At 72.9% G+C, this 23935-nt stretch carries 24 protein-coding genes; 9 read left to right on the forward strand and 15 right to left on the reverse strand.

Translation table 11 applies throughout. From position 1 onward, the window contains the following. The first annotated feature begins 26 nt into the window (after positions 1 to 26). Positions 27 to 524 carry an amino-acid N-acetyltransferase gene (locus BU204_RS31245; RefSeq protein WP_233160801.1) on the forward strand — a complete coding sequence of 166 codons (498 nt, stop codon included), beginning with the start codon at positions 27 to 29 and terminating at the stop codon, positions 522 to 524. 117 nt (positions 525 to 641) lie between these two features. After that, positions 642 to 1178 carry a phospholipase gene (locus BU204_RS31250; RefSeq protein ID WP_233160802.1) on the forward strand — a complete coding sequence of 179 codons (537 nt, stop codon included), beginning with the start codon at positions 642 to 644 and terminating at the stop codon, positions 1176 to 1178. Between the two features lie 211 nt (positions 1179 to 1389). On the opposite strand, the gene BU204_RS31255 is transcribed toward BU204_RS31250, so the two are convergent. Both BU204_RS31255 and BU204_RS31260 read right to left on the reverse strand, forming a co-directional pair. After that, the gene (locus BU204_RS31255; RefSeq protein ID WP_075129390.1) at positions 1390 to 2529 is read right to left on the reverse strand and encodes a lipase family protein; all 1140 of its coding nucleotides are present in this window, start codon (positions 2527 to 2529) and stop codon (positions 1390 to 1392) included. A 77-nt stretch (positions 2530 to 2606) separates the two neighbouring features. Continuing rightward, positions 2607 to 5195 (reverse strand): FtsK/SpoIIIE family DNA translocase, encoded by a 2589-nt coding sequence (locus BU204_RS31260; RefSeq protein WP_408608065.1) that lies wholly within the window; start codon positions 5193 to 5195, stop codon positions 2607 to 2609. A 124-nt stretch (positions 5196 to 5319) separates the two neighbouring features. Between BU204_RS31260 and BU204_RS31265 the strand changes: the two genes are divergently transcribed. Next, positions 5320 to 6180, forward strand: coding sequence for a lysophospholipid acyltransferase family protein (locus BU204_RS31265; RefSeq protein ID WP_075129411.1), 861 nt, complete (start codon positions 5320 to 5322; stop codon positions 6178 to 6180). Here BU204_RS31265 and BU204_RS31270 read toward each other — a convergent pair. Further along, positions 6170 to 6661, reverse strand: coding sequence for an Lrp/AsnC family transcriptional regulator (locus tag BU204_RS31270; protein ID WP_083661795.1), 492 nt, complete (start codon positions 6659 to 6661; stop codon positions 6170 to 6172). The genes BU204_RS31265 and BU204_RS31270 overlap by 11 nt on opposite strands. A gap of 104 nt (positions 6662 to 6765) precedes the next feature. Between BU204_RS31270 and BU204_RS31275 the strand changes: the two genes are divergently transcribed. Next, positions 6766 to 7770 (forward strand): EamA family transporter, encoded by a 1005-nt coding sequence (locus tag BU204_RS31275; RefSeq protein WP_075129391.1) that lies wholly within the window; start codon positions 6766 to 6768, stop codon positions 7768 to 7770. A 20-nt stretch (positions 7771 to 7790) separates the two neighbouring features. Here BU204_RS31275 and BU204_RS31280 read toward each other — a convergent pair whose 3' ends face one another. From BU204_RS31280 to BU204_RS31295, 4 genes are read right to left on the reverse strand one after another with little or no spacing between them, the layout of a single operon-like run. Further along, a complete protein-coding gene (locus tag BU204_RS31280; RefSeq protein WP_075129392.1) occupies positions 7791 to 9473 on the reverse strand; it encodes a ribonuclease J in 1683 nt (560 codons plus the stop codon). After that, complete coding sequence (gene dapA / locus BU204_RS31285) at positions 9470 to 10483, reverse strand: 4-hydroxy-tetrahydrodipicolinate synthase (RefSeq protein WP_075129393.1); 1014 nt, start codon at positions 10481 to 10483, stop codon at positions 9470 to 9472. The genes BU204_RS31280 and dapA overlap by 4 nt, the downstream gene beginning before the upstream one ends. Positions 10484 to 10505: 22 nt before the next feature. Further along, positions 10506 to 11132: a TIGR03085 family metal-binding protein gene (locus BU204_RS31290; RefSeq protein ID WP_075129394.1), complete on the reverse strand. Its 627-nt coding sequence runs from the start codon at positions 11130 to 11132 to the stop codon at positions 10506 to 10508. Positions 11133 to 11157: 25 nt separating this feature from the next. Further along, positions 11158 to 12645 carry a serine/threonine-protein kinase gene (locus BU204_RS31295; protein WP_233160803.1) on the reverse strand — a complete coding sequence of 496 codons (1488 nt, stop codon included), beginning with the start codon at positions 12643 to 12645 and terminating at the stop codon, positions 11158 to 11160. Between the two features lie 33 nt (positions 12646 to 12678). Between BU204_RS31295 and BU204_RS31300 the strand changes: the two genes are divergently transcribed. Beyond that, the gene (locus BU204_RS31300; protein WP_075129395.1) at positions 12679 to 13743 is read left to right on the forward strand and encodes a DNA polymerase IV; all 1065 of its coding nucleotides are present in this window, start codon (positions 12679 to 12681) and stop codon (positions 13741 to 13743) included. Between the two features lie 55 nt (positions 13744 to 13798). Here BU204_RS31300 and BU204_RS31305 read toward each other — a convergent pair whose 3' ends face one another. Together BU204_RS31305 and thyX are read right to left on the reverse strand one after the other, a co-directional pair. Beyond that, positions 13799 to 14194 (reverse strand): ACT domain-containing protein, encoded by a 396-nt coding sequence (locus BU204_RS31305; RefSeq protein ID WP_075129396.1) that lies wholly within the window; start codon positions 14192 to 14194, stop codon positions 13799 to 13801. Between the two features lie 4 nt (positions 14195 to 14198). Then, positions 14199 to 14951 carry an FAD-dependent thymidylate synthase gene (gene thyX, locus BU204_RS31310; RefSeq protein ID WP_075129397.1) on the reverse strand — a complete coding sequence of 251 codons (753 nt, stop codon included), beginning with the start codon at positions 14949 to 14951 and terminating at the stop codon, positions 14199 to 14201. Positions 14952 to 15062: 111 nt separating this feature from the next. Between thyX and BU204_RS31315 the strand changes: the two genes are divergently transcribed. Further along, positions 15063 to 15599, forward strand: coding sequence for a toxin-antitoxin system HicB family antitoxin (locus BU204_RS31315; RefSeq protein WP_075129398.1), 537 nt, complete (start codon positions 15063 to 15065; stop codon positions 15597 to 15599). A 5-nt stretch (positions 15600 to 15604) separates the two neighbouring features. Beyond that, entirely contained in the window at positions 15605 to 16522 is a 918-nt protein-coding gene (locus tag BU204_RS31320; RefSeq protein ID WP_075129399.1) for a DUF4097 family beta strand repeat-containing protein, read from the forward strand. A 65-nt stretch (positions 16523 to 16587) separates the two neighbouring features. Here BU204_RS31320 and BU204_RS31325 read toward each other — a convergent pair whose 3' ends face one another. Genes BU204_RS31325 through BU204_RS31335 form a run of 3 tightly spaced genes read right to left on the reverse strand, consistent with a single transcriptional unit; the run spans position 16588 to position 20517 of the window. After that, positions 16588 to 17808 (reverse strand): winged helix-turn-helix domain-containing protein, encoded by a 1221-nt coding sequence (locus tag BU204_RS31325; RefSeq protein ID WP_269844675.1) that lies wholly within the window; start codon positions 17806 to 17808, stop codon positions 16588 to 16590. Further along, the gene (locus tag BU204_RS31330; protein ID WP_233160805.1) at positions 17805 to 18914 is read right to left on the reverse strand and encodes an EamA family transporter; all 1110 of its coding nucleotides are present in this window, start codon (positions 18912 to 18914) and stop codon (positions 17805 to 17807) included. The genes BU204_RS31325 and BU204_RS31330 overlap by 4 nt, the downstream gene beginning before the upstream one ends. Positions 18915 to 18957: 43 nt before the next feature. Further along, positions 18958 to 20517 carry a serine/threonine-protein kinase gene (locus tag BU204_RS31335; RefSeq protein ID WP_198943054.1) on the reverse strand — a complete coding sequence of 520 codons (1560 nt, stop codon included), beginning with the start codon at positions 20515 to 20517 and terminating at the stop codon, positions 18958 to 18960. 26 nt (positions 20518 to 20543) lie between these two features. Here BU204_RS31335 and BU204_RS31340 point away from each other — a divergent pair, with 26 nt between their 5' ends. Together BU204_RS31340 and BU204_RS31345 are read left to right on the forward strand one after the other, a co-directional pair. Continuing rightward, complete coding sequence (locus tag BU204_RS31340) at positions 20544 to 21101, forward strand: GNAT family N-acetyltransferase (RefSeq protein WP_075129402.1); 558 nt, start codon at positions 20544 to 20546, stop codon at positions 21099 to 21101. Between the two features lie 78 nt (positions 21102 to 21179). Continuing rightward, complete coding sequence (locus tag BU204_RS31345) at positions 21180 to 21698, forward strand: YqaA family protein (protein ID WP_143229887.1); 519 nt, start codon at positions 21180 to 21182, stop codon at positions 21696 to 21698. Positions 21699 to 21702: 4 nt separating this feature from the next. Here BU204_RS31345 and BU204_RS31350 read toward each other — a convergent pair whose 3' ends face one another. From BU204_RS31350 to BU204_RS31360, 3 genes are all read right to left on the reverse strand, one after another. Further along, the gene (locus BU204_RS31350; protein WP_075129403.1) at positions 21703 to 22500 is read right to left on the reverse strand and encodes a MauE/DoxX family redox-associated membrane protein; all 798 of its coding nucleotides are present in this window, start codon (positions 22498 to 22500) and stop codon (positions 21703 to 21705) included. 64 nt (positions 22501 to 22564) lie between these two features. Beyond that, entirely contained in the window at positions 22565 to 23173 is a 609-nt protein-coding gene (locus BU204_RS31355; RefSeq protein ID WP_075129404.1) for a cell wall protein, read from the reverse strand. A 3-nt stretch (positions 23174 to 23176) separates the two neighbouring features. Continuing rightward, complete coding sequence (locus tag BU204_RS31360; RefSeq protein WP_075129405.1) at positions 23177 to 23602, reverse strand: hypothetical protein; 426 nt, start codon at positions 23600 to 23602, stop codon at positions 23177 to 23179. Positions 23603 to 23935: the final 333 nt, after the last annotated feature.

Raw genomic sequence — 23935 nt, forward strand, 5'->3', positions numbered from 1 at the left:
CGCCGGCGGCGGCTAGGTTGGCTTCCGTGAGCCAAGTAGTGGTCCGCCGGGCGCGGACCGGTGACGTGCGGGGCATCAAGTCGATCATCGACACGTACGTCGGCAAGGTGTTGCTCGCCAAGGAGCTCGTCACGCTCTACGAGGACGTGCAGGAGTTCTGGGTGGCGCAGCGGGGCGAGGATCTGGTCGGCTGCGGTGCCCTGCACGTGCTGTGGGAGGACCTCGCCGAGATCCGTTCGGTCGCCGTGCTGCCGCACGCGCTCGGCCTCGGCGCCGGCCGGATGCTGGTCGAGCGGCTGATCTCGGTGGCGCGGGAGCTGGGGCTGTCCCGGGTGTTCGTGCTGACCTTCGAGACCGAGTTCTTCGCCGGGCACGGCTTCGTGGAGATCGACGGCACGCCGGTGAGCCCGGAGGTCTACGAGGAGATGCGCCGCTCGCCCGACGAGGGCGTCGCGGAGTTCCTCGACCTGCCCTACGCCAAGCCCAACACCCTCGGCAACGCCCGCATGCTGTTGGAGCTGTGACTTCTTCCCGACACCTGTTGTTAGCCGGTTGGCGGGTACCGCGTTCGTCGTCGTGGCGGCCTAATTGTTCTGGGTCCACGACCGGTGGACCCGGAGTTCCTCATGAGGGAGACAAGCGTGGCCGCGTCAACCCTGCGTCGTGCCGCCCAGGCACTGGTCACCGCCATCGCGCTCGCCGGCACAGTGCTCGCCGGCACCATGTTCGCCGGGGCCGCGACCGCCCAGGCCGCCCTGGACCCAGCCCAGCTGCGGGCCGAGACCGACAAGTACCTGTTCAGCACCTCGCTGAGCGGCTTCCAGACCCTGCGCGCCCAGCAGCCGCACGCCGACCAGCTCAACTGGTCCTCGGACGGCTGCACGAGCGCGCCGGACAACCCGTTCGGCTTCGACTTCGTCCGGGCGTGCCACCGGCACGACTTCGGCTACCGCAACTACCGGCAGCAGGGTCGGTTCACCGAGGCCAACCGGCTCACGATCGACAACCGGTTCAAGTCGGACATGTACTCGATCTGCGACGGCAACTGGGCCTGCAACCGGTTCGCCGACGTCTACTACGCGGCCGTCCGCCAGTTCGGCAACAGCGCGCTGAGCACGGCGGACATCCTCGACCGGGCATCGGTGCGCACGGCGGCGGCGCTGGCCGCCAGCCGCTAGGGCGCGTCCGCACAGTCCTGGTCGATGGGCTTCGTGATCCAGGTCGTCGCTGGCAAGGCGGAGGGCAGGCCTCGTACCGGGTCGTACTCGGCCTGTCCGACAACACCGCCAGCGGCGAGCTGGGCGCGAAGACCGCGATCGAGGGCTGTGCGGACGTGCCCTAAGGCCGACGCGGCGGGGGCACGCCGGCGGCGTGCCCCCGTCGCGCGTCTCAGCAGTCGCCGGCGGTCGCCCGGCCGGCCAGGCGGTCGGCGACCCAGGCCGTCACCGACGGGCTCATCAGGGCGGCCGTGACCGCGTGCGGCCCGGTGTTCGTGCGCCGGAACGTCACGTTGCCGCCACCGTCACACCAGGCCTCCCGGAGGCCGACGCTGACCGACACGGGAAGGATCTCGTCGCCGTTGGAGTGGTAGAGCAGCACCGGCGAACGGGGCGTGCTCCCGCCGAGGTTCTGCTCGTCCACCCGGGCCACCCACTCCGGCCGGGCGAGCACGTCCTCGGTGGTGAAGTCGGACATCGAGTGCCCGGCGTACTTCGACAGGTCGCTGGTGCAGTCGTCGCGGATGTCGGCGAACGCCACCCGTCCGGCGTCGTTGAGGTACGGGGCGAGCTCGAGCTCCGGATAGGTGACGTCCATGCCGAAGCCCGCCGCCATGACCAGGCCGACGTTCTCGCCGCCGTCGTTGTGCTCGGCGACCGTGCGCAGGTGTGCCGGCGGGGCACCGACCGCGTAGCCGACGATGTTCAGCTCCGGCGCGTAGCTCGGCGCGAGCTGGGCGGCCCAGCCGGCGGCGTGGCCGCCCTGCGAGTAGCCGACGACGGCGACCTCGGTGGTCGGTGAGAGCCCGGTCCCCGGCAGGCGCAGCGCGGCACGCACCACGTCGAGGGTGGCGTTGCCCTCGGCCCGCCCGGCGATGTAGGTGTGCTCGCCCGGTGTACCCAGGCCCTCGTAGTCGGTGATCGCGACGGCGAACCCGCGGGTGGCGTACTGGTGGATCAGCAGGCCCTCGGTCTCGTCGCCCGCCTCGAGGTGGCGGGAGGGCGCGCACTGGTCGCCGAGGCCGTGGGTCCCCGGCGCGAAGCCCACGACCGGGGTGTTCGCGTTCGCGCCCAGCGGCACCACCACGGTCCCGCTGACCGTGATCGGCGCTCCGGTGGCGGAGGTCGAGCTGTAGGTGATCACCCAGGTGCGGGCGTAGACGAAGCCCGGCGCGCTGATCTGCCTGGCGGTGACGACGTCACCAGGGGCCGCCGCCGGCTCGACCGACGGTTCGGCGGCGGCCGCCGGTGCGGCGACGGTCAGCGCGACCGTGGCGGTGGTGACCAGGACCCCGACGAGTACACGACGCATAGTGGTGCCCCCTTTGGCACACGGTCGAGTGAGTTCAGAACACCCAACCGTAACGTCGTGGTCACAGCCGGTAAAGGTCACTCCTCGGCGGGCTCTCCCCCGCCGGCGGTGCCGCCACCGCGGATGACGTACAGGACGCTGTCCAGCTCCTCGGGTTTGATCAGCACGTCGCGGGCCTTGGAGCCCTCGGACGGGCCGACCACGCCCCGGCTCTCCAGCAGGTCCATCAGCCGGCCCGCCTTGGCGAAGCCCACGCGCAGCTTGCGCTGCAGCATCGAGGTCGAGCCGAACTGGGAGGTGACGATGAGCTCCGCCGCCTGCAGCAGCAGCTCGAGGTCGTCGCCGATGTCCTCGTCGATCTCGCGCTTCTCGCCGGCCTTGGCCGCGGTCACCCCCTCGGTGTACTCGGGCTGTGCCTGCTCCTTGACGAACGAGACGATCGCGTTGATCTCCTCGTCGGTGATGTACGCGCCCTGGATCCGGACCGGCTTGGACGCGCCCATCGGCAGGTACAGGCCGTCGCCCATGCCGATCAGCTTCTCGGCGCCGGGCTGGTCCAGGATCACCCGCGAGTCGGTCAGCGACGAGGTCGCGAACGCGAGGCGGGACGGCACGTTCGTCTTGATCAGGCCGGTCACCACGTCCACCGACGGGCGCTGGGTGGCGAGGACCAGGTGGATGCCGGCGGCGCGGGCCTTCTGGGTGATCCGGACGATCGCGTCCTCGACGTCGCGGGGCGCGGTCATCATCAGGTCGGCCAGCTCGTCGACGATCGCGAGGATGTACGGGTAGGGCCGGTACTCCCGCTCGGAGCCGGGCGGCGCGGTGATCTCGCCCGAGCGCACCTTCTTGTTGAAGTCGTCGATGTGGCGCACCCGGTTGGCCTGCATGTCCTGGTAGCGCTGTTCCATCTCCTCGACCAGCCACGTCAGCGCGGCGGCGGCCTTCTTCGGCTGCGTGATGATCGGGGTGATCAGGTGCGGGATCCCCTCGTAGGGGGTCAGCTCGACCATCTTGGGGTCGATGAGCACCATCCGGACCTCGTCCGGGGTCGCGCGGGCGAGCAGCGACACCAGCATCGAGTTGACGAAGCTCGACTTGCCGGAGCCGGTCGAGCCGGCGCACAGCAGGTGCGGCATCTTCGCCAGGTTCGCGGTGACCATGTGGCCCTCGATGTCCTTGCCGAGGCCGATCACCATCGGGTGGTGGTCGTTGACCGCCGTTCCCGAGCGCAGCACGTCGCCGAGGCGCACCATCTCGCGGTCGGAGTTCGGAACCTCGATGCCGACCGCGGACTTGCCGGGGATCGGGGCGAGCAGCCGGACGTTGTCGGTGGCGACCGCGTAGGCGATGTTCTTGGTCAGCGCGGTGATTTTCTCGACCTTGACGCCCGGGCCGAGCTCGACCTCGTAGCGGGTCACCGTCGGGCCGCGGGTGAACCCGGTGACCTGGGCGTCGACCGAGAACTGGTCGAGCACGCCGGTGATCGCCTCGATCATCGCGTCGTTGGCGCGGCTGCGGGCCTTGGGCGGGTCGCCGCCGGCCAGCAGGCCGGGGTCGGGCAGCCGGTAGTCGCCGTCGACGACCCGGGTGAGCGTGAGCTGGGTCGACTCCTTGGCCGGCGGGTTCTCCTTGACCTGCTCGGCCCGCACGGGCGGCCGCTTGCGCGGGGGCGGCGGGGGCGGCGGCGCCTCGACCGGCGGCTCCGGCTCCGCCGGCGGTGGCTCCTCGGCCATCGCGGCCTGCCGGCGGCGGGACGGGCGGCGCAGCTTCGTCTCGGCCGGCGGGACCTCCTCCTCGCCGGGCAGCTCGAGCTCGTCCTCGTAGCCGTCGGCGTAGTCGTCCGGGTAGTCCTCCGGGTCCATGCCCAGCTCGCGCAGGCGGGTCGGGATGTCGCGGAAGCGGGTGCCGGTGAACACCAGCACCCCGAAGCCGAGCACGAGCACCAGCAGCGGGATCGCGACCCAGGCCGTGACCCCCTTGGCGAGCATCCCGCCGGACAGGTAGCCGACCGCGCCGCCGGCGAACATCCGGCCCTCGTTGTCGTCGGGGGTGTCGCTGAACAGGTGCAGGATGCCCAGGAACGCCAGCGAGAACAGCAGCGTGCCGACCACCAGCCGCGGCCGCTTCTCCGGCTGCGGGTCCGAGCGCATCAGCGCGACACCGATCACCAGCAGCACCATCGGCAGGGCCATCGCCGCGGCGCCGATCGAGGACCGCACGCCGATCTCCAGCCAGCGTCCCACCGGGCCGCCCGCCTTCCACCAGATGCCGGCACCGGCGATCACGCCGACCGCGACCAGCGCGAACGCCAGACCGTCCCGCCGGTGGGCCGGGTCAAGCTCCTTGGTGCGGCCGACGGTGCGGGCCAGTCCCCCGGCGCCCTTCGCGAGGAGGCTCCAGCTGCCCCGCAGGCCGCGGACCGCGGTACGGCCGACCCCGCCTTTGCGTCGGGCCGGGGGCCGGCGGCTGGTCGAGGTCCGGGACCTGCCCGACGACGAGCGGGTCGAACCCCGGGTCGAACCCCGGCCGGAGCCACCGCTCGAGGAGCGCGTGTTGGTGCGGGTGGACGAGCGGCTCGAGGAGGACCGGGTGCGGCCGCCACCTCCGCGGCCACCGCCACCGGCGCCCTTGGAGGACCTCGAGGCTGCTGTCCGGTTCGCCATGGTCCCCACGGTAGTCGGCTTGCACCACAGGAGTCACTTCTGCCACACGGGCATCTTCGAGCAGGAGATCCGGCTCGCCGGACCACCGCGCCGGCGGCGGACCGGCCCGTGCGATGCTCCGCCCATGGTCGCCCTGTTCCGCCGCCCAGCCGAGCCGACACGCCGTAGCGACGAGAGGCCGCAGGTCTCACCGCTGTGGCGGGCCCTGACCCAGTTCGACCGCGGCCTGGTCCGCCTGGTGGGCCGCCTGGAGATCACCGGGACGATCCCCGAGGAACTGCGCGGCCGCCCCGGGCTGATCGCGGCCAACCACATCGGCGTGTTCGACGCGTTCGTGCTGACCGCGGCATTGCGCAAGGCGGGGGTGGACCCGCGGTTCCTGCTGGCCGGCGGGCTGCTCGACGCGCCGGTGGTCGGCTGGATCCTGCGCCAGGGCGGGCCGGTCCGGGTGGACCGGGGCAGGAGCACCGTCGTGGAGGCGGTCGCCCGGACGATCGAGGCGCTGCGATCGGCGTCCGGACCCGTGCTCGTCTACCCCGAGGGGCGGATCAGCCGGGAGCCCGGGCTGTGGCCCGAGCGCGGCAAGACCGGGGTGGCCCGGATCGCGCTGGCCGCGAACGTACCGGTGATGACGATCAGCCAGTGGGGTGCGCACGAGGCCGTGTACTGGGGTACCGAGCGGGTCGAGGGGTGGCGCGACCTCGTGCCGGTGGTGACCTCGGGGCTGCGCGCGCTCCGGGCCAGGCCGGTGTTCCGCGTCCACTTCGGCCGGGTGGTGGACCTGTCGGACCTGTCCGCGAGGCGGCCGGGCGACGCGGTGCGCGCGCACCGCCGGATCATGGAGGCCATCACCGCCGACCTGGTGCCGCTGCGCCCCGACGAGCCCGACACCCCCCGCTTCCACGACCCCACCCGCCCGACCGACAGCACCAGCCCGTGGCGGCCGCGCACCGGGCCTGCCGACCCGCCGCCGGTCACGTCCTGAGCGCCCCGGTCGGGATCGTCGAGCCGATGCGGATGGGGTCGAGCACGAACAGCGTCGTGTACTTGCGCACGTTCGGCGCGTCCATCAGCAGGCGCGTGGAGATCTCGCCGTGGTGGGCCATGCCCGAGGCGGCGAGCACGACGACGTAGTCCCACTCGCCGTAGACCGCGTACACCTGCTGCACCTCGGGTGCGGCCAGCAGCCGGCGGTGGAACGCCTCGTGCAGCCGGCGGGACTCGCGCTCGACCGAGACCAGGCAGACGGCGAGCACGAGGTCGGGGCTGAACGTCGGGTCCAGTACGGCGGCGGTCCTGGCCAGCAGACCCGAGCTCCGGTAGCGCTCGACCCGCCGCTGGACCGCGCTCGGGGACAGGCCGACGATCTCGCCGAGCTCACGCAGGGTGCGCCCGGCGTCGTCCTGCAGCTCGTCGAGCAGGCGGTGGTCGGTGTCATCGAGAACCAGCTCGGTCTTCTTCGGCACGCAAAAATATTGCGCCAATCTGGGAAAGATTTCAAGCGCGGCCTGCGGCCCCTGACATAGCCTTCCGCTGGAGTAGTTACTGGAAGAGAGGGGTATCCGCCCACATGACCGCGACTGGAGCAGCCGAACCGGACCTGCACGTTACTACCGACTCTCAAACGCTGGTTAGGCGCAGGGGGACCGTTCTCATCGTGCTGGCCTCGTGCTGCTTCGGCACCTCGGGCGTGCTCGCCAAGCCGGTGATGGACGCCGGCCTGAGCCCCCAACAGGTGGCCGGCGTCCGCATCGGTCTGGCCGCGCTCGTGCTGCTCGTCGTCGTCGGGCTCACGCGGCCGTCGCTGTTGCGGGTACGCCGGACCGACCTGCGGCTGCTGGCCGGCTACGGGCTGGTCGGGGTGGCCGCCGTGCAGCTGCTCTACTTCGCGGCGGTGTCGCGGATCCCGATCGGCATCGCGATGCTGCTGGAGTTCACCTCGCCGATCCTGGTGGCGCTGTGGGTGCGGTTCGTCCGCCGTACGGTCCTGCCGGCCCGGATGTGGATCGGCACGGTGCTCGCGCTGACCGGGCTCGCGATGGTCGCGCAGGTCTGGCAGGGACTGCGGCTGGACACCCTCGGCCTGCTCGCCGGGGTGGGTGCCGCCCTCTGCGCCGCCGCGTACTTCCTGCTCGGCGAGCACGGGATGACCACGCTGAACCCGCTCGGCATGGTCACCTGGGGCATGGTCGTCGGCGCGGTGGCGATGGCGGTCATCGCCCCGCCGTGGGCACTGCCGGGTGACCGGCTGGCCGCGGAGGTGGGGCTCGGCGGCTGGCGGTTGCCGGCGTGGGTGCTGCTGGTGGCCTGCGCCGTCGTCAGCACGGCACTGGCCTACCTGTTCTCGATCAGCTCGCTGGCGCACCTGCCGGCGAACGTGGCCAGCGTGCTCGCCCTGGTCGAGCCGGTCGTCGCGACCTCGCTGGCGTGGCTGCTGCTGGACCAGAAGCTCACCCTCGTCCAGGTGGCGGGCGCCGTCGTCCTGCTCGGCGGCGCGACGATCGTCCAGCTCGCCTCCGCCCGGGTGCCCCCGGCCGAGACCCGGCTCGAGACCGGGGAGCACCCGGGCGACTGAGGCGGTCGGTCAGCCGGCGGTCAGACCGGGATGACCGTCGGCACGATCATCGGGCGGCGGCGGTAGGTGTCGGCCACCCACCGGCCGACCACCCGCCGAACCGACTGGGCGATCCGGTGCGTGTCGGTGATGCCCTCGCTCTCGGTGTGCGAGAGCTCCATCTCCACCAGCGACATGACCTCGTCGAGCGCCTTGGGATCGTCGGAGAAACCGCGACCGGAGATCGTCGGCGGCCCCAGCGGGCGGCCGGTCGTCGAGTCGACGGCCACCGTGATCGCGATGAAGCCGCCCTCGCCCAGGATCAACCGGTCGGACAGGGTCGACTCGCCCACGTCGCCGACCGAGAGGCCGTCGACGTAGACGTGCCCCACCTCGACCCGGCCGACGATGCTCGCGCGGCCGTCGACCAGGTCCACGACGACCCCGTCCTCGGCCAGCACCACGTTCTCCGCGGGCACCCCGGTCGCCACGGCGAGCGCCGCGTTCGCCCGCAGGTGCCGCCACTCCCCGTGCACCGGCATCACGTTCGACGGCCGGACCGCGTTGTAGAGGAACAGCAGCTCGCCGGCCGAGGCGTGCCCGGACACGTGCACCTTGGCGTTGCCCTGGTGCACGACCGAGGCGCCGAGCCGGGCGAGCCCGTTCACGACGCCGAACACCGCGGTCTCGTTGCCCGGGATCATCGAGCTGGCCAGAACGACCGTGTCACCGGGGCGGATGCGGATCTGCCGGTGCTCGCCGCGGGCCATCCGGGACAGCGCCGAGAGCGGCTCACCCTGGGAGCCGGTGGAGACGAACAGGACCTGGTGCTCCGGCAGCTCCATCGCCTCGGCGAGGTCCACCAGCAGGCCGTCCGGCACCCGCAGCAGGCCCAGCTCGGCGGCGATGCCCATGTTGCGCACCATCGACCGGCCGACCAGCGCGACCCGCCGGTCGTGCGCGATCGCCACGTCCAGCACCTGCTGGACGCGGTGCACGTGGCTGGCGAAGCAGGCCACGATCACCCGCTGCCCGGCCCGGCTGATCACGTTGTCCAGCACCGGGCCGATCTCCCGCTCCGCCATGACGAAGCCCGGTACCTCGGCGTTGGTGGAGTCGACCAGGAACAGGTCGACGCCCTCGTCGCCCAGCCGGGAGAACCCGGCGAGGTCGGTGAGCCGGCCGTCCAGCGGCAGCTGGTCCAGCTTGATGTCGCCGGTGTGCAGCACGAGCCCGGCCGGGGTGCGGATGGCCACGGCCAGCGCGTCCGGAATCGAGTGGTTGACCGCGAAGAACTCGCAGTCGAACTCGCCGAACCCGACCCGACCGCCCTCGGCCACCTCGACCAGGCGCGGGGTCAGCCGGTGCTCCCGGCATTTGGCCGCGACCAGCGCGAGGGTGAACCGGGAGCCGACGACCGGCAGGTCGGGGCGGTGGCGCAGCAGGAACGGCACCGCGCCGATGTGGTCCTCGTGCCCGTGGGTCAGCACGATCGCGTCGATGTCGTCCAGCCGCGGCTCGATCGCCCGGAAGTCGGGGAGGATCAGGTCCACTCCGGGCTGCTGGTCCTCGGGAAACAGCACGCCGCAGTCCACGACGAGCAGCCGCCCGCCGTACTCGAACACCGTCATGTTGCGGCCGATCTCGCCGATCCCGCCCAGTGCGACGATCCGGAGGCCGCCGTCGGCCAACGCGCCCGGGGGCGCCAACTGCCCGTAGGTCACTGGTGGACCTGCCCGGCGCTGGTGTGGGTGGTGGTCGCGACGTAGGCCGCCGCGGCGTCGGCGTGGGCCACCCGGGCGGCGGCCACGCTCGAGGGCGGGGCGTCGGTCAGCGGCACCCCGGCGTCGGCCAGATCGCTGGCGATCAGCGCGACCTGCTGCTCGGTGGCTGGCGGCAGCGGCAGCCGGGGCTCGCCGGCGTCATACCCGCGCAGGCGGAGCGCGGCCTTGACGAAGATCACGCCACCGACCCGGCCCTGGGCCCGGCACACCGGGAGCAGGCCGCGGTGCACGGTACGGGCCGTGCTGACATCGCCGCTCTCGTAGGTCCCGAGCAGGCGCCGCAGCCGTCCGGCGACCACGTGCCCGATCACGCTGACGAAGCCGACGGCGCCGACCGAGAGCCACGGCAGGTTGAGCGCGTCGTCGCCGGAGTAGTAGGCGAGGTCGGTACTGGAGATGACCTCGCTGCCGGCGAACAGGTCGCCCTTGGCGTCCTTGACCGCCTGGATCCGCGGGTGCTCGGCGAGCCGCCGCAGCGTGTCGACCTCGATCGGCACCACCGAGCGGGGCGGGATGTCGTAGAGCATGTTGGGTAGCGCGGTGGCGTCGGCGACCGCGGTGAAGTGGGCGAGCAGCCCGGCCTGGGGCGGGCGCGAGTAGTACGGCGTGACCACGAGCAGCCCGTGCGCCCCCGCCTGCTCGGCCTCCCGGGCCAGGTGCACCGAGTGCGTGGTGTCGTAGGTGCCGACCGAGGCGACGACCGTCGCCCGCTCCCCCACGGCGTCCACGACCGCCCGCACCAGCTCGGCCTTCTCCGCGTCGCTGGTGGTCGGCGACTCGCCGGTGGTGCCGTTGACCACGAGGCCGTCGTTGCCCAGGTCGACCAGGTGGGCCGCGAGGCGCTGCGCGGCGTCCAGGTCGACCTTCCCACTCGCGTCGAAGGGGCTCACCATCGCGGTCAGCACCTGGCCGAACGGCCGCCCCGGTCTGGCGGTCGGACACGTGTTCATGACCAAGACGCTACCCCGCGCCTCACAGGCTCCGGCGCAGTCCCTTGACCACGCCCAGCGCGGCCTGCTCGCCCTCGAAGTCGAGCCGGACCTGCTCGCGGCCGAACGCCCAGAGCAGCAGCTCACCGGGCTCGCCGGTGACCAGGACGGTGTTCGGGCCGCGGCGCACGACGGCCTCGGTGCCGTCCGGGCGGCGCAGCACGATGCCGACCGTACTGCGGCGCAGGGTCAGGCGGCCGGCACGGGTGACCCCGGCCCAGGCCGCGGCGTCCCTGCCGGGGTCGGGCGGACGCGGCTCCCAGCCAGGCTGGGCCCGGCGCACGTCCTCGTGGTGGACGAACAGCTCCACCGAGTTGACCAGCCGGTCCACCGCCGGGATCCGGGTCGGCGACAGCGCGGGCGGCCCGGTGCGGACCAGCTCGACCAGCTCTGCCCAGGGACGGCGGGCAAAGTCGTCCTGGACGCGCTTGGTGTACCCGGCGAGCGCGGGGACCACGATCCCCGGCGCCGCGTCCGGGCGGCGCTCGCGGAGCACGAGGTGTGCGGCGAGGTCGCGGGTCTGCCACCCGGTGCACAGGGTCGGCGCGTCCGGCCCCACCTCGGTGAACAGCTCGGCCAGCGCCGCGCGCTCGTCGGCGGAAACGGTCATGCGGGAAAGCCTACCCGCGAGTCGATCACTCCTGGCCCAGCTGCGGTTCGTCCAGCTGGCTCCCGTCGCGGCTGTTGACCACGCACCAGATGGCGCGGTCCCCGCCGTTCTCGCTGTCGTCGTCGACCTGGTCGTCCCAGGAGCCCTTCGTGGGCACGAGCGTGACGTAGGTCAGCGTCCGCTCCTTGTCCGAGGCGGTGACCTCACTGGCGAACAGCATCGCGCAGGTCGCCTCGGCGAAGCGCCGCAGCAGCTCCCCGCTGGGGTACTCGAGCTCGAGGTTGGCGAACGGGTCGAGCTCCACGGCCTCGAACTCGTGCGGCCCGGCGCAGTCGGTGGACGCGCTCGACGGGTAGCGGCTCCCGGCCCGCAGCGGAGCCGCCGAGCACCCGTAGTCACCGATCGCGAACTCCTCGACCTCGCCCTCGCGCCCGTAGGTCATCGTCGCCCCCTTGGCCGGATCGGCGGGCTCCTCGTCGGCCAGCACCGCCCGGCCGCCGAACCAGCCGCCGGCCAGCCCGGCGACGAGCACTGCCACGAAGGCCGCGGCCAGCCAGCGGCGACGGTTCGGCGCCGGAGGGCTCGGGACGGTCGTGAACCGGGTGGCCCCGGGCCCGGCGTAGGCCATCGTCGCCGGGCCGGCCCCGGGCGTGCCGCCGGGCGGGGTGGCGGTGGTCTGGGCGAGCAGCGCCCGGACCTGGGCGGCGGTCGGCCGTGCGGCGGGGACGGGGTTGAGCAGCCCCATGATCGCCGAGGCGAGCGGCCCCTGGCAGCGGGTCAGGTACGGCACCTCGTTGAGGATGGCGTGCATGGTCGCCGCGGTGGACGCGCGCTCGAACGGCGACCGCCCCTCCACGGCGAAGAACAGCACGGCCGCCAGAGCCCACAGGTCCGACCCGGCGTCGGCCTCGGCCCCGCGGATCCGCTCCGGGGCGATGTAGGTCGGCGAGCCGACCAGCACACCGCTGGTGGTCAGCCGGGGGTCGTCCGCGGCCTGCGCGATGCCGAAGTCGGCGAGCTTCACCCGACCGTTCGGCAACGCCATGATGTTGCTCGGCTTCACGTCCCGGTGGACGATCCCCGCGGCGTGGGCGCTCTCCAGCGCCGAGAGCAGCTGCTCGGCCAGCCGGACCACGGCGTCCTGGGGCAGCGGGCCCTGTCGGGCCACCACGTCGGCGAGGTTCGGAGCCGAGATCAGCTCCATGACGATGAACGTGGTGCCGCCCTCCTGGACGACGTCGTACACCGTCACCACCGCCGGGTCGTTCAGCCGCCCGGCCGCCCGCGCCTCCCGCAGCACGCGCTCCTCGAGCACCCGCCGCTCCTCGGCGGACACCCCGTCGGGTAGGTGCAGCTCCTTGATCGCCACCCGCCGCCCGATCGTGCGGTCCTCGGCGAGCCACACCACGCCCATCCCGCCGCGACCGATCTCCTGCAGGACGAGGTAGCGCCCGGCGATCACGCGCTGCTGCTCCGGCGAGCGCCGCACCGTCTGTTCTGGCTGGTGGGTCACCCGCAGGATGCTACTGCGCGCCACACTGGCGTCATGCCGACCTGGATCCTCCACGTCGATCTCGACCAGTTCATCGCCGCGGTCGAGGTGCTGCGCCGGCCGGAGCTGCGGGGGCTGCCGGTCGTGGTCGGCGGCACCGGTGACCCCACCCGGCGCGGGGTGGTGGCCACCGCCTCCTACGAGGCCCGGGCGTTCGGGGTGGGCTCGGGCATGCCGCTGCGGGTGGCGGCGCGCCGGTGCCCGGAGGCGGTGTTCCTGCCGCACGACCCGCCCGCCTACGAGGCGGCGTCGGCCGAGGTGATGGCGGCCCTGCGCACGTTCGACGCCGTGGTGGAGGTGCTGGGCTGGGACGAGGCCTTCCTCGGTCTCACCACCGAGGACCCGGAGGGCACGGCCGAGGACGTCCGGCGGACCGTGCTCGAGCGCACCCGGCTGTCCTGCTCGGTCGGCATCGGGGACAACACGCTGCGCGCCAAGCTCGCCACCGGCTTCGCCAAGCCGGCCGGGATCTTCAGGCTGACCAGGGACAACTGGTTCGAGGTGATGGGTGAGCTGCCGACCGGGGCGCTGTGGGGCATCGGTCGCAGGACCGCGGCCAAGCTCACCGAGCTGGGGTTCACGACCGTGCGCGAGCTGGCCGGGGCCGACCCGGCGGTCCTCGCCGACCGGCTCGGCCCGAGGATGGGCCCCTGGTATCGGACCCTGGCGCTGGGCGCCGGTGGTACCGAGCTCAGCCCGACCCCGCACCGGGCACGCTCACGCAGTCGGGAGACCACCTTCCAGGAGGATCTGACCTCACCGGCGGAGATCCGCGCCGCGGTCGCCGGCCTCGCCAGGCGGGTCGCCGAGGACGTGGTCGCGGAGGGCCGGCCGGCCGCGCGGGTGGCGGTGAAGGTCCGGTTCGCCCCGTTCTTCACCCACACCCGCAGCGCCACGCTGCCCAGCCCGACCAGCGACGCCGACGAGCTGGAGCGGGCCGCGCTGGAGGTGCTGGCCTGGTTCGGCGAGGGCACCGGAGCCGACCGCGCGGTCCGCCTGCTCGGCGTGCGTGCGGAGTTCGCACCGGACGCGGACGCGGTGACCGCGGCGGAGTCGTAGTTCGGGCGGGACGGCGACCGGGCCCCGCCAGACCGGCGGGCCGCGAATGGGGCGCCTACAGAGGGGCGACCTCGTGGCCGGCCTCACGCAGTGCCTTGACCGCGCGTTCCAGGTCGGTCGCCTTCACCAGGACGTGGTCGGTGTCGTAGGTGGACACGGCGAACAGGCTCACCCCCGCCGCCGCCAGCTCGCCGGCGAGGGCGGCCATGATGCCGGTCAGCGTGAAGTCCAACGGGCCGCGCACCGACAGCACGCGCCAGCCGTCCTCCCGGGTCTCGGCGGCTGGCGCGTTCCTGGTCGGGCAGACCACGGTCACCCCGTCCGCCGCGCTCACCACCGACACCAGCGCGCCCGCGCCGAGGCCGAACAGCTCGGGCGGCGGCGGCTGTCCCTCGGCCAGCCGGAGAACGGTGTGCTCGGCCGGGGCGACCTCGATCACCAGGCGACGCACCGGCTCAGCCCTCGGTCACGAACGGGCTGGACGCGACCTCGGTGCCGTCGGCCAGCGTGCCGATGACGAAGTCGTCGAACACGTTCGGCGCCGCCTTCTGCAGCTGGCGCAGGCACTCCACGGCCAGCTCCCGGATCTCCACGTCCGCGTGCTCGCTCGCGCGCATGGCCACGAAGTGGCGCCAGGCGCGGTAGTTGCCGGTGACCACGATCCGGGTCTCGGTCGCGTTGGGCAGCACGGCACGGGCGGCCTGGCGCGCCTGCTTGCGGCGCAGCGTCGCGTTCGGCACGTCGGCGAACCGCTTCTCCAGCCCCGCGAGCAGCTCGGTGTAGGCGGCGACGCTGGCCTCGGTCGCCGCCAGGAACTTCGCGTGCAGCTCCGGGTCGGCCGCGATCACCTCCGGCTCGACCATCGCCGCGTCGCGCTCGGGGACGTAGCGCTGGGAGAGCTGCGAGTAGGAGAAGTGCCGGTGGCGGATCAGCTCGTGGGTCAGCGAGCGGGAGATCCCGGAGACGTAGAAGCTGACCGAGCCGTGCTCGAGCACCGACAGGTGCCCCACCTCGAGGATGTGCCGCAGGTACCCGGCGTTGGTCGCCGTGGCCGGGTTCGGCTTCTTCCACGACTGGTAGCAGGCCCGGCCGGCGAACTCGGCGAGCGCCTCGCCGCCCTCGGCGTCGGTGGACCACGGCACGTCGGCCGGCGGGAAGAACTCGGTCTTCGCGATGAGCTGCACCTTGGGCGAGACGGTCTCGGTCATGGCACGCAGCCTAAACCGCATCCCGTGACATCATTGCTGGTGTCTGATTGCTGGTGTCTGATGACGTCTCCGTCGCTTGACTGATGTCACTTATGACGTCATAGTGACATCATGGATCTCACACCGTACGTCACCTCGCTGCGGGAGGACCTCACCACGGCCGCGTCCGCCGGCGACGAGAACACCCGTCGCTCCGCCGCCGTCCTGGCCGCCGCGCTGGAGCCCGCCGCCCGCCTGGCGCTGATGAACGCGCTGTCCGACCTGGCCGCCGAGGTGACCGCCTCGCTGGACGACCACGTCGTCGAGGTTCGGCTCGACGGCCGGGACGTGCAGGTCGTGGTCACTCCGACCCGGGCGCCCCGCGAGGAGGCACGGCAGGAGCCGCCGCTGCCCCCGCCGGACGAGGGCGGTGACATGAGCCGGATGACCCTGCGGCTGTTCGAGCAGCTCAAGAGCAAGGCCGAGCAGGCGGCCGCCGCACAGGGGGTCTCGCTGAACACGTTCGTCCAGCAGGCCGTCCAGGGCGCGCTGCACGGCAAGGGCCGCGGCCGGGGCCGAGAGTGGGGCGGCTGGGGCGAGTGGCCCGACGCGGGCAGGGGCCCCCGTGGCGACTCGTCCTCCCGCGTCCACGGCTGGTACGAGGGGTGAGGCCGATGAGCGAGGGAAACGCCTTCGGCGGCGTGGAGGCCGAGGACCTGGTCCGCCGGCAGAGCTTCGAGGTCGAGGGGCCCGTCGAGCTCGACCTGGGCATCGGCGCCGGCCGCATCGAGGTGCGGCTGGTCGAGGAGCCGGGGGTGCATGTCGAGGTGCGCCACGACTCCCGGGAGGCCCACCCGTTCGCCGAAGGGGTGTCCAGCCTGATGAGCTGGATCGGCACCCAGTTCGGCAACCTCGAGCCCACCGAGGGCAGCCTCACCGCCGAGGCCGTCCGCCAGACCAGGATCGACTACACACCGGGCCGGCTCGTCGTGCGTGCGCCCAAGGACATGCACCTGCGCAACATCGGCGTCGCGGTCTCGGTCCGGGCACCGGTCGGGAGCCACGTCTCGGCCAGGTCCAGCTCCGGGGCCCTGCGCGTCTCCGGGTCCGCCGGGCGGCTACAGCTGGGCACCGGCACCGGCCGGGTCGAGACCGACCAGGCCACCGGGACCGCGAAGGTCGACTCCGGCTCCGGCGTGGTGCGCCTCGGCGCGATGACCGAAGGCGTTCGGGTCAAAACCGGCGGCGGTGACGTCGAGATCGCCGCCGTCGGCGGCGCCGGCACCGTGGTGACCGGCGGCGGCGACGTCTGGCTCGGCACCGTCGACGGTGACGTGCTGGTCCGCACCGGCAGCGGCAACCTCACCATCGCCAACGCGCTCGCCGGCCAGCTCGAGCTGCACAGCGGCTCGGGCGCGATCCGGATCGGGATCCGGCCGGGCAACCGCGCCGAGATCGACCTGTCCTCCGGCTCCGGCGAGGCCCGCAGCGACCTCGACCTGTCCACCACCCCACCCGAGACCGCGCCACCGCTGCGCATCCGCGGCCGCACCGGCTCGGGCTCGGCGCTGGTGACCACCGCGCTCGACTGAGCCAAGGCGGACCGAGGGGGTTCGGGCCCGGGCGGCGCGTGGGACGCGCCGCCCGGGCCGGCTGCTCACGCCAGCACAGCCCGCAGGGCGGGAGCGAGCGACCCCCGCTCCTCGGCCACCACCGCGTCCAGCTCGAGCCACTCGGCCATCACCTGGAGCTCCGCCGCCAGCTCCGCGGCCACCCGCGGGGTGTGGACGCCCGGCTCGGCGAAGGCACCGCGCACCCGCAGCAGGCCGGCGGCCCGGTCGGCCTTGAGGTCGACCCGGCCCACGAGCTCGCCGTCGAGCAGGAACGGGAAGACGTAGTAGCCGAAGACCCGCTTGGGCTCGGGAACGTAGATCTCGATCCGGTAGTGGAAGCCGAAGATCCGCTCGGTCCGGGCCCGCTCCCAGATCAGCGGGTCGAACGGAGACAGCAGAGCCCGCCCCGCCACCCGCCGCGGTGCACGCGCCCCCACGTGCCGGTAGGCCGGCTGCGCCCAGCCCTCGACCCTGACCGGCTCCAGCTCCCCCGCCTCGACCAGCTCGGCCACCGCCCGCCGGCTGCGCTCCGGCGGCCTGATCCGGTAGTAGTCCCGCAGGTCGGCCTCGGTCGCGATGCCGTGCGCGGTGGCCGCCCGGCGGGTCAGCTCCCGGATCGCGTCCTCGTCGGCGACGTGCGTGGCGTACACCTCCGGCGGCAGCACCCGCTCCGGCAGGTCGTAGAGCCGCTGGAAGCCCCGGCGGGTCCCCGTGGTCAGCTCCCCGACCGCGAACAGGTACTCGCACGCGTGCTTGACCGAGGAGCGGTTCCACCAGCCGCCGCGGGCCCGGGCACCCTCGACGCCCAGCTCCTGCTCCAACGTGCCGGCGCCCACCGGACCGAGGTCCTTGACCGCGGCCAGCACGTCGTCGAGCAGGCCCGGCGAGCCCTTCAGCAGGGAGCGGTAGCGGACGCCCAGTCGCTCCTCGTAGTCCCGCATGCGCCAGCGGAACAGCGGCCAGTCCGCGACGGGCAGCAGGCTCGCCTCGTGCGCCCAGTACTCCACGAGCAGCCGAGGCCGCCTGCCCGAGTGCACCCAGGCGGCGTCGTCGACCAGCGCCGCCGGGTAGGGCCCGACCCGGCTGAACAGCGGCATGTAGTGCGCGCGCACCGCCACGTTCACCGAGTCCAGCTGGATCAGCCGCACGCGGTCCAGCACCCGCCTCAGATGCCGCCGGGTGACCTCGCCCCCCGGCCGCGCATCCGCGAAACCCTGCGCAGCTAAGGCGATCCGCCGGGCGGTGAAATTGTTCGCTTCGCTCAGTCGCTTAACCACCGTCTTCCTTCCTTCGCGTCCTCGGCGCCTGGGGCGCCTGCGGGCGCTGCGTCGGTCCAGACGGTGGACGCTCCTTCGCTCTCGCTCACGCAGCCGCGGGCCTCACCTCGCCCGAAGGAGTTAGCTCCTGTGCGTCCCGGCTTTTGCATGGCTGGCGCAGCGGTTGCCTGGTCTGGGGAGGTGGCTGCTGTGCTTGCGCGGGCCTCGGCTCTGATCACCAGTACCACGGCGGCGAGCACGATCAGTCCCCCGGCCAGCTGTGCTGGGCCGAAGCGCTCTCCGGCGAGCCACACTCCCAGTAGGACGGCGATCACGGGGTTCACGTAGGCGTAGGTGGCCACGGTCGAGACCGGGAGGCGGCCAAGGGCGTAGACGTAGGCGCTGAACGCGATCGAGCCGAACACGACGCAGTAGGCCCAGCCGAGCCAGGACTCGGTGCTCACGGCGGCCAGGTTCAGCGACTCCCCCGACGCCCAGCCGCCGGCGCTCAGCACCGCGCCGCCGATCAGCATGCCCACGGCGGAGAACGTCACCGGGTTCGGGGGCACCGGTAGGCGGGAGCCGGCGACCGTGCCGCAGGCCCAGCCGAGCGCGGCCAGCAGCACGAGCCAGGGGCCGAACCAGGCCGAGCCGTGCGCGCCGGCCACGGGGCCGCCGAGCAGCAGGACGACCAGGCCGGCGAAGCCCACCGCCACCCCGAGCAGGGTCACCGGCGGGGGGCGCTGGCCGATGATCCGGCGCAGCACGACGACGTAGAGCGGGATGCTCGCCACGAGCAGCGCGGCCAGGCCCGAGGCGACGTCGCGCTCGGCGACGACGACCAGGCCGTTGCCCCAGGCCGGGAGCAGGAACCCGACCAGCGCGGCGGTGCCGAACTGCGGCCTTGTCATCCGGAACGCACGCGGGCCGGCGAACAGCAGGACCCCGAGGCAGAGCAGCGCGCCGGACACCAGGAACCGGAAGCCGGCCGACAGCAGCGCCGGCATCGTCTCCACGCTGAAGCGGATGGCCAGGTACGTCGACCCCCACACCACGTAGACGACCCCGAGCGCGGCCCACGCCAACCACGGCGGGTGGGTCCTGGTGTCGGTCATGGGGTCACCGTCCCACATGGCACCGACGAAAACTGATCGGCGGTTAGTTCCGGGGGCGGAAGGCCGAGCCGGCGACGCTGTTGACGTCGGTGATCGAGCCGAGGCACCGGTAGACGTTGTCGCGGCCCTGCTCGCGGTCGCCGGGGGTCGGGGGCAGCACCGACACCTCCCAGCGCTCGGGCGCGATCTCCAGCGCGTCGCCGAAGCGGGAGGCCACCAGGACCTCCTTGGCGCACACCTTCTTCACCACCGGGTGCGCCTCCAGCACGTCCTGGTAGGGGTCGGCCACGTCACCGGGCACGACGGCGATCGCGAACGTCTCGAAGGGGTGCCCCTGCTCGCAGGGCAGGGTGCGGATGTTCTGCACCTCCCCCTGCACGACGAACATGCCGCTCCAGCACTCGGCCCGCCGGGTGCAGGCCGCCTCGCCACCCTTCACCCGCGCCGCGGGGCAGCCCTCGCTCGTGGTGCGCACGCCGAAGACGTCGGCGTTGGGTGGGCTGGACGTGGGGGCGGAGGTCGGGCTGGTCGACCGGTCGGCGGCGCGCTGGTCCGGCTGCAGGCCGTCGAGTACGAACCACCCGACGGCGAGCAGCACGAGGACCGTGGCGAGCGCGGCGGCGGCGAGCAGCGCCGGACGGCGGCGCCAAGAGGGCTTGCGCGGAGGTGGTGACGACCCGGAGGACGGCGGCGCGGACAGGGCGCTGGGCGGAGGCGGCGTGGGCGTGGACGGGGCGGGCGTGGACGGGATGGCGACGGTGGTCACCGCCGAGGTGACCGCGTGGCGTGGGCCGGCCAGGCCGCCGACCGTGAGCTGGCTCAGGTCCGCGCGTAGCGCCGCGGCCTCCGGGTAGCGGTGGGCGGGGTCCTTGGCGAGGCCCCGGCGCAGGATCGCCATGAACTCCGGCGAGACACCCGGCAGGTCCAGCACCGGCGTGTCGTGGCGCCGCACGATCTCGGGCACGCTCAGCTCGCCCTCGCGCGGGAACCGTGGCGGGAAGCCGGCGATGAGCGTGTAGAGCGTCGCGGTCAGGGCGTAGACGTCGGACTGCGGCGTCGGGGGATGCAGGTGGAACGCCTCGGGCGCGGCGTAGGCGGGGGTGAGCGCGGCGAGCGTGACCGAGGAGTCCCGGCCGGCCTCGACCAGGGCGGCCAGCCCGAAGTCGGCCAGCCCCACGGTGCCGTACCGCTTGACGAGGATGTTGCCGGGCTTGATGTCGCGGTGCAGCACGCCGAGGTCGTGCGCGGCGGCCAGGGCGTCGGCGATCCGCTGGCCGATCTCGGCCACCTCGCCCGGCGGCATCGGGACGCGGTCGGCGAGCGATCCGCCCGGGCAGAGCTCCATCACCAGGTAGGGACGGGCGTCGGGGAGCACGCCGGCGTCGTGGATCTCGACCACGTGCGGGTGCCCGGAGAGCCGGCCGGCGGCCCGCACCTCGCGCAGGAACCGGCGTTGGTCCCGGTCGTCGAGGATGATCCGGGTGTCGACCTTGACCGCGACCTCGCGGTCGATCGTGATGTGGCGTGCGCGGTAGACCACGCCGAACCCGCCCCTGCCGAGCACGCCCATGATCTCGTAGCCGGGGATGGCGAGGCTCGACACGAGCGCCAAGCGTATAGGTTGCGGTCATGGCCGAAGCCACCGTGCGCCCCGCCGTTCCCGCCGACGCGGGGGAGATCGCGCGGATCCAGCTCGACACCTGGCGCACCGCCTATGCCGACCTGCTGCCCGAGGCCGTGCTCGAGGGCCTCGACGCCGAGCAGGCCGCGCTGACCTGGCGACAGACCATCGAGCAGGGCCCCGCCCTGGTGTTCGTCGCGGTCGAGGGCCCGTACCTGGTCGGCTTCTGCGCGGCCGGCCCCGCACCGCAGGACGAGACGGCGGACGCGGCGGGCTCCCCCGCCAAGGACGTGGAGACGGTCGCGCTGGTCAGCACGCTGCTCGTGGAGCCCCGCTGGGGGCGCCGGGGCCACGGCGGGCGGCTGCTGGCGGAGGCCGGCCGCGCCATGCGCGACGCGGGCTCCACCCGGGGCATCACCTGGGTCCCCGAGGCGGACAAGGCGACGCTCGGGTTCTTCGAGCGGGCGAGGTGGGTGCGGGACGGGACGGTGCGGACGTTGGACGCCGGCGGCCGCCCGCTGAGGGAGGTCAGGATGACCGGAACACTCAGTATCGAACTGATCTGACCGACGACACGTACAAGTAGTAGATACTCTGGTGGCCGTTCGGCCGATCGGGTTGTCGATGTGCAAGGGGTAGGACTGGTGCTTGCGTGGCTGTGCCTCACCATGGGTGTCGCATTCGGCTCCGCGCTCATTCCCCTGATCAGCATCGAGATCTTCCTCGTCGGGCTCGTCATGCAGGAGCCGCACATCCCGTGGCTGGCGCTGGGGGCCGTGGTGGCGGTCGGGCAGGTGGGCGGGAAGCTCGTGTACTACTACGCCGCCCGCGGCGACCTGCACCTGCCGCACTGGATGCACCGCCGGCACCGCAGGTCGAAGCCGGTGACCGCTCGCCGGGTGCGCTGGCAGCTGCGGACCAAGCGGATCCGCGGCTGGCTCGAGGTCGTGCGGGAGAAGTGCCACCGCCACCCGAAGTGGATGGTCGGCACCTACGGGGTGAGCTCGCTGCTCGGGCTGCCGCCGTACATGGCCACCGCCGTCCTGGCCGGGATGGCCAGGATGAGCCTGTCGGCGTTCCTGTCGGCCGGTCTGCTCGGACGGTTCGTCCGGTTCAGCGCGATCGCCGCCTCGCCGGCGTTGTTCGCGAGCTGGCTCCTCTGACCGCTCACACCGGGCTCGGCTCCGGTTCGGGCACCAGGGCCACCCGGATCTCCTCGGGGCGGTAGTCCCGCAGCGGCACGGCGAACACCGCGGTCGCCGGGCCCTCCGCGGTGGCCGCGGCGTAGGTGAGCAGCCGCCAGTCACCCTCCTCCCAGGAGTCCAGCAGGTCCGAGCGCAGGTGGTTCACCGCCGCGCGGTAGGCGTCGCTGCGCTCCAGCTGCTGGACGCTGGACTCTAGGGGCACCATCGCCGGCACCGAGCCGAGCGGGTGGCTCATCCGCACCCGCCAGCGGCGCAGCGGGAGGAGCCAGCGGCGGTCCAGCTCGGGCGACAGCGCGACGACGACCGCCACCTCCAGCACGAGCAGCGCTACCGCGGCGAGCGGCCGTTGCGGCCACCAGCCGGTGCTCCAGCCGGCCAGGCCGGCGGCGACGAGCAGGAACCCGACCCGGCCGAAGGCGCGGCCCCGAACCGGGACCTGCGTGTCGCCGAGGCACCCGCAGCCCGATTCGGGAGCCCGCAGCCTGGCGTAGGCGAGGTAGCCGAGCATCCCGGCCAGGAGCGCCGTCGCGAGGTACGCCTCGACCACGACCGCGGGCGGGAGCACCAGCAGAGCACCCAGCAGCAGCTCGACGACCCCCACCGCGCGGTACGCCACCACCGCGAACCGCTCACCGACGAGCCGCCGCAACGCCGAGCGGCGCGCGGCCGCCGGAGCGCCGGTGCCGAGCTTCACCGTGCTGGCCCAGACCAGCACGCCACCCACCAGGAACTGCTGCACACCCGCAAGCCAGTCGAGCACGACGTCCTCCAGCCGGGAACGAGGGAGCCCCGGGCCGCCCGGCACGGCGGCCCGGGGCGTGGAATCACGCCGCCGCGTACACGGTGGCCAGGTCGACCTCGTTGGTGTCCGGGCGCCACGCGCCGACCACCTGGGCGTGCTTGCCCACCTGCAGCAGCGAGAGGTCGCTGACCGCGGGCGTGCTGTTGTAGACGGCCGCCGTGGTGCCCGCGACGACGTGGCCGACGATCCGGTCGCCGCGGTGGTCCAGGTGCAGCACCGAGCGGCCGATCGAGGTGATGTGCACCTGGAGGTTGACGATGTTCAGCCAGACGGCGTCGGCGGCCAGGGTCCCGTCGGGCATGCGCACCCCGCGCGCGTAGAGGCCGTCGCCGACCGTCGCCGCGTCCGAGGTTGTCGGTCGCAGCTTCCACACGCTGGTCGCCCCGGTGAGGTGGATCCGGTGCATGCTCCGGTCGGAGCTGGTGACGAGCAGCAGGCCCTTGGTGATGCCGATGATCCGCCCCTCTACGAAGTTCGGGTCCAGCTCGCCGGCCCCCACGTCGAGCGCCGGCCGGGGACTCGCCGCCGCCTCCGGCGCGAACGAGCCGAGCGCACTCGCCCCGACCACACCGGCCGCCGTCGTACCCAGCACCGCGCTGGTGAGAAAACGCCTACGCCCCAACGGATCCATTGGTCAGCTCCGAATCGTGACGGGCATGATGCCGCTGGACAGGTTGCCGATCGCGCTGTACGCGGCCGGGGTCAGGTCGAGCAGCCGGTCCTCGCCGCAGCTGCCGGAGCAGCAGGACTGCTCGCCGCACCAGAGGTCGGTCTGCGGCCCGCAGTCGGCGATGGCCACCGCGATCTCGGTGGAGCCGCACAGATGCTGGACGTAGAAGGTGTGCCCGCAGGTGCGACGCAGCAGCGTGTTGCCGCAGGTGTCCGGACGGGTGATCGCGAAGCAGTTGTCGGAGGTGTTGGGCCAGGCGCAGTGCCGACTGCCGGACCGGCAGTTGCCACAGGCCCCGCCTCCGGCCGAACCACAGGGCCCCCAGGCGGCCCCACAGCAGAACCACGACGTCTCGGCGGTCGTTGGCGCCCTGGGATCTGTTTGTGCCATGGGTCATTCCCTTCGGAAAGCCCCGGCATCGCCGCCACCACACGGAAAAAGGCATGACGAGTAGGGGGGCCCGCGCGCGCCAACGCAACGGGCCCACCCAGAACCCTCGTTCGGCCCTCTCCGAGCTGGGTCCCATGACGATGGCAGGGGGTGGGACTTTCGCACGGACGAACGTGAGTTGGTTAGCCACTGACAGCGCAAGACGCTACTGGCTGGTCACCCAGAACGCACCGTCCACCCGGAGCAGCGTTGCGCAGCAAACGGCCCAAACCACATAACGTTTTCCCACTTAGACAGTGTCTCGTATGGCTCTTCTGAGTGATGGTGCATGAT

This window comes from Actinophytocola xanthii, from assembly GCF_001921205.1.
Taxonomy (GTDB): domain Bacteria; phylum Actinomycetota; class Actinomycetes; order Mycobacteriales; family Pseudonocardiaceae; genus Actinophytocola; species Actinophytocola xanthii.

Bases quoted from the DNA above. Each gene is read 5' to 3' on its own strand.
- BU204_RS31255 (WP_075129390.1), bottom strand. From the start codon at position 2,529: ATGCGTCGTGTACTCGTCGGGGTCCTGGTCACCACCGCCACGGTCGCG.
- BU204_RS31260 (WP_408608065.1), bottom strand. From the start codon at position 5,195: ATGGCGAACCGGACAGCAGCCTCGAGGTCCTCCAAGGGCGCCGGTGGC.
- BU204_RS31265 (WP_075129411.1), top strand. From the start codon at position 5,320: ATGGTCGCCCTGTTCCGCCGCCCAGCCGAGCCGACACGCCGTAGCGAC.
- BU204_RS31275 (WP_075129391.1), top strand. From the start codon at position 6,766: ATGACCGCGACTGGAGCAGCCGAACCGGACCTGCACGTTACTACCGAC.
- dapA (WP_075129393.1), bottom strand. From the start codon at position 10,483: ATGAACACGTGTCCGACCGCCAGACCGGGGCGGCCGTTCGGCCAGGTG.
- BU204_RS31290 (WP_075129394.1), bottom strand. From the start codon at position 11,132: ATGACCGTTTCCGCCGACGAGCGCGCGGCGCTGGCCGAGCTGTTCACC.
- BU204_RS31300 (WP_075129395.1), top strand. From the start codon at position 12,679: ATGCCGACCTGGATCCTCCACGTCGATCTCGACCAGTTCATCGCCGCG.
- thyX (WP_075129397.1), bottom strand. From the start codon at position 14,951: ATGACCGAGACCGTCTCGCCCAAGGTGCAGCTCATCGCGAAGACCGAG.
- BU204_RS31315 (WP_075129398.1), top strand. From the start codon at position 15,063: ATGGATCTCACACCGTACGTCACCTCGCTGCGGGAGGACCTCACCACG.
- BU204_RS31320 (WP_075129399.1), top strand. From the start codon at position 15,605: ATGAGCGAGGGAAACGCCTTCGGCGGCGTGGAGGCCGAGGACCTGGTC.
- BU204_RS31330 (WP_233160805.1), bottom strand. From the start codon at position 18,914: ATGACCGACACCAGGACCCACCCGCCGTGGTTGGCGTGGGCCGCGCTC.
- BU204_RS31340 (WP_075129402.1), top strand. From the start codon at position 20,544: ATGGCCGAAGCCACCGTGCGCCCCGCCGTTCCCGCCGACGCGGGGGAG.
- BU204_RS31355 (WP_075129404.1), bottom strand. From the start codon at position 23,173: ATGGATCCGTTGGGGCGTAGGCGTTTTCTCACCAGCGCGGTGCTGGGT.
- BU204_RS31360 (WP_075129405.1), bottom strand. From the start codon at position 23,602: ATGGCACAAACAGATCCCAGGGCGCCAACGACCGCCGAGACGTCGTGG.